Origin of the sequence: Hyphomonas sp. UBA3601, from assembly GCF_002375605.1 — a bacterium.
GTDB lineage: Bacteria > Pseudomonadota > Alphaproteobacteria > Caulobacterales > Hyphomonadaceae > Hyphomonas.
This window is the reverse complement of record NZ_DFME01000044.1, coordinates 5,946-8,306: the sequence shown is the minus strand read 5'-3', so window position 1 is coordinate 8,306 and position 2,361 is coordinate 5,946. Positions and strand designations below refer to the sequence as shown.

Here is a 2,361-nt window from a genome sequence, read left to right as displayed (position 1 = left end):
CCACTGATTTACTTCTGTATGAAGTCAAGACAGATCGTATGGTGGGAACGAATTCATGATTTGTTATTTTGGCGAACGGATAAATGGTGCGCATGAGCGCCCGTCGTCCCGAACGCAGAAGAATATTCGCTTTCACGACCAAGGCGACGGGAGGGAGTCGGCGGTTCGAAGCTCACCTGCGAGCCGAGTACGCGGCCGTGGTGACAGAGCCTCTTCCCTACCGATTTCGAGAACTTCTTGGCGCCATGAGAGAGGTGGAGACCTCGCTAAAGCGATAGGATACGTGACGGCATGACCGATACCGGAGAAAATCCCAGCCCAGACTGGTCCTTTGTCGATGAGCTGGAGGCATTGTTACCTCAAATGCGCGCGTTCGCGCGTAGCCTTTGCCATGATGCGACGCTGGCCGACGACATCGTTCAGTCTGCATGCCTGAAAGCCTGGGCGGCGGCGGAATCTTTCGATCGAACCGCAAGGATGAGACCGTGGATCCTGCGAATTGTTCGAAATGAGTATCTCCAGCACAGCCGTCGCGCTTGGCGCAATGTTGATGTTGAAAGCGGATTTCTCGAAGAAGCTCTTGTTGATAACACATCAGCTGAAATGCTGAGGGAGGCGTCGCACGCTGTCCAGGCAATCTACTCCCTGCCGATCAAACAAAGGGATGCAGTCATTCTGGTTCTGGCGGCCGGCCTCACTTATGAGGAAGCGGGTGCGATCATGGACTGCTCGCCTGGAACAATCAAAAGCCGGGCAAGTCGGGCGCGCGCAGTTCTGATGGATGAGCTGAATGGAATTGTTCCGGCAATTTCCAATGACACGCCCGGGTTTGCTGAGCAGTCCACATTACATCAGTTGGTGATACATGCCGAAGTGCTTATGGCCGAGGCTGCCTGATTGATATCAGGCCATGAGCAGGAAAACGCTCACCGAATAAATGATCATCAATGCGGCGGTCTTGATGGCAGCAGACGCAAGAAATGGTCGCAGATCGGACCAGGACGTATCTCGAGCGATGGCGGCGACAGAGGTTGCAATATCATGTTCGATCCCTTCGCGGGATTGACCCGCAAGCACCAGCATGACTTTCGAAGAGCGAGTGGACGGAGCAGATTGGGCTTCCGTCAGGACTTGCTGAAATACATGCCCGGCGACGACCTCACCGAGCGCGCGCTTGGGGTGCCAGCCATAGCGAGAAAGTTCTACTATCCCAAGCCGAACAAAGGGCCACGTTACCCAGATATCACGAACAAGAAACGCGGCGAGAATCCCTGTCACACCCCAGATAAAGTAAGGCCGCTCAATAACACCGCCATGGAAAAGTCCCCAAAGCGTCGCGAGGATAAGCAGTTTGATAGCCGTCGCGATAGCGAATGACCGAAAGCTCTTTTTGAGAAAATCATCTGCATGGCGCTTGATCTGACGACGTGTTTCCACGGCTGCTGTCTCGATCACCTTGTTCTTCTGGGCAGAAACCCCGCGTTCGAGGTATCTGCGGCCAAAAGCCAATCCGGCACCAACCGCTGAGGCAACAAGCAGAAACGATCTCATGCTAACAATATAGGTGTTCAGGCATGATTTGTCTGTAATTGGCGCCGCTAAAGCAAACCGAGTAGAAGCCTCTGGGCGTTACGTGTCGCCGTCTTGGGGTCACGTACAAGCGTGTATCCGAGCAACATCGCGCCCGCGGTTACAGAGACCGGATATTTCTGGACCAGGGATTTCAGCGTGTCGAACGGAAGGTCTGCCAATGCATTCGCCGTGGACTCTTCCAAATCATCGATCTCTTCTGATGATTTCCGATAGGGTAGCAAGAATATATACAGCATAAGGGCAGCAATTGCCACAAGGATGGCGGCCACTGTGAAGCAGGCCGCCGTCAATCCGATGACAGATGCCAGCGCCAATATTCCGGCTACAGACAAAGCAAACATGCCGCCGAAACCGCATACGATTCCGGCGACAGCCGCGAACAGCCTAAGCTTTGTCGCGTCCATGAATTATTTGCCCCTCATCATCGCGAGAATGAGTCCAGCCCCGAACGCGATTCCGACAGCGGCTAGCGGATTCTTGCGAATTTCCGTTTCAACATCGTCGCGGGTTTCCTTGAACTGGCCGGAAGCTTTCTCGGCCATTTCCTTGCCTTTTTCAACTCCGGCTTGCGCCTTCACCTTCGCAAGGCCCCGGACGTCTTCCATTACGCTTTTCAGGTCGCCGCGAAGCATGGCAATGTCATCCTTGAGCGCAGCGTAATCGCCCTCGGTTTCAGCTTTGAGTGTGGTGGCTGTCTTGGTGTTCACGTTAAATCTCCTGATTTCGTGTGCGCCAATACAACGATCGATCGAAACTTTCGTTCCATCG

General features: G+C 54.0%; 5 protein-coding genes. 2 read left to right on the top strand and 3 right to left on the bottom strand.

Going from position 1 to position 2,361, the window contains the following annotated elements; translation table 11 throughout:
* Window positions 1-83: 83 nt before the first annotated feature.
* Window positions 84-278: a NepR family anti-sigma factor gene (locus B4F73_RS16815; protein WP_414651724.1), complete on the top strand. Its 195-nt coding sequence runs from the start codon at window positions 84-86 to the stop codon at window positions 276-278.
* Between the two features lie 13 nt (window positions 279-291).
* Window positions 292-897: a sigma-70 family RNA polymerase sigma factor gene (locus tag B4F73_RS04990; protein ID WP_290482641.1), complete on the top strand. Its 606-nt coding sequence runs from the start codon at window positions 292-294 to the stop codon at window positions 895-897.
* A gap of 6 nt (window positions 898-903) precedes the next feature.
* Here the strand turns inward: B4F73_RS04990 and B4F73_RS04985 are convergent, their stop codons facing one another.
* The 3 genes from B4F73_RS04985 to B4F73_RS04975 are packed head-to-tail and all read right to left on the bottom strand — an operon-like array spanning window position 904 to window position 2,300.
* Entirely contained in the window at window positions 904-1,551 is a 648-nt protein-coding gene (locus tag B4F73_RS04985; RefSeq protein ID WP_290482640.1) for a hypothetical protein, read from the bottom strand.
* Between the two features lie 47 nt (window positions 1,552-1,598).
* Entirely contained in the window at window positions 1,599-1,997 is a 399-nt protein-coding gene (locus B4F73_RS04980; protein WP_290480208.1) for a hypothetical protein, read from the bottom strand.
* Between the two features lie 3 nt (window positions 1,998-2,000).
* A complete protein-coding gene (locus tag B4F73_RS04975) occupies window positions 2,001-2,300 on the bottom strand; it encodes a DUF883 family protein (protein WP_290480207.1) in 300 nt (99 codons plus the stop codon).
* Between the last annotated feature and the right edge of the window lie 61 nt (window positions 2,301-2,361).

Bases quoted from the DNA above. Each gene is read 5' to 3' on its own strand.
- B4F73_RS16815 (WP_414651724.1), top strand. From the start codon at position 84: ATGGTGCGCATGAGCGCCCGTCGTCCCGAACGCAGAAGAATATTCGCT.
- B4F73_RS04990 (WP_290482641.1), top strand. From the start codon at position 292: ATGACCGATACCGGAGAAAATCCCAGCCCAGACTGGTCCTTTGTCGAT.
- B4F73_RS04985 (WP_290482640.1), bottom strand. From the start codon at position 1,551: ATGAGATCGTTTCTGCTTGTTGCCTCAGCGGTTGGTGCCGGATTGGCT.
- B4F73_RS04980 (WP_290480208.1), bottom strand. From the start codon at position 1,997: ATGGACGCGACAAAGCTTAGGCTGTTCGCGGCTGTCGCCGGAATCGTA.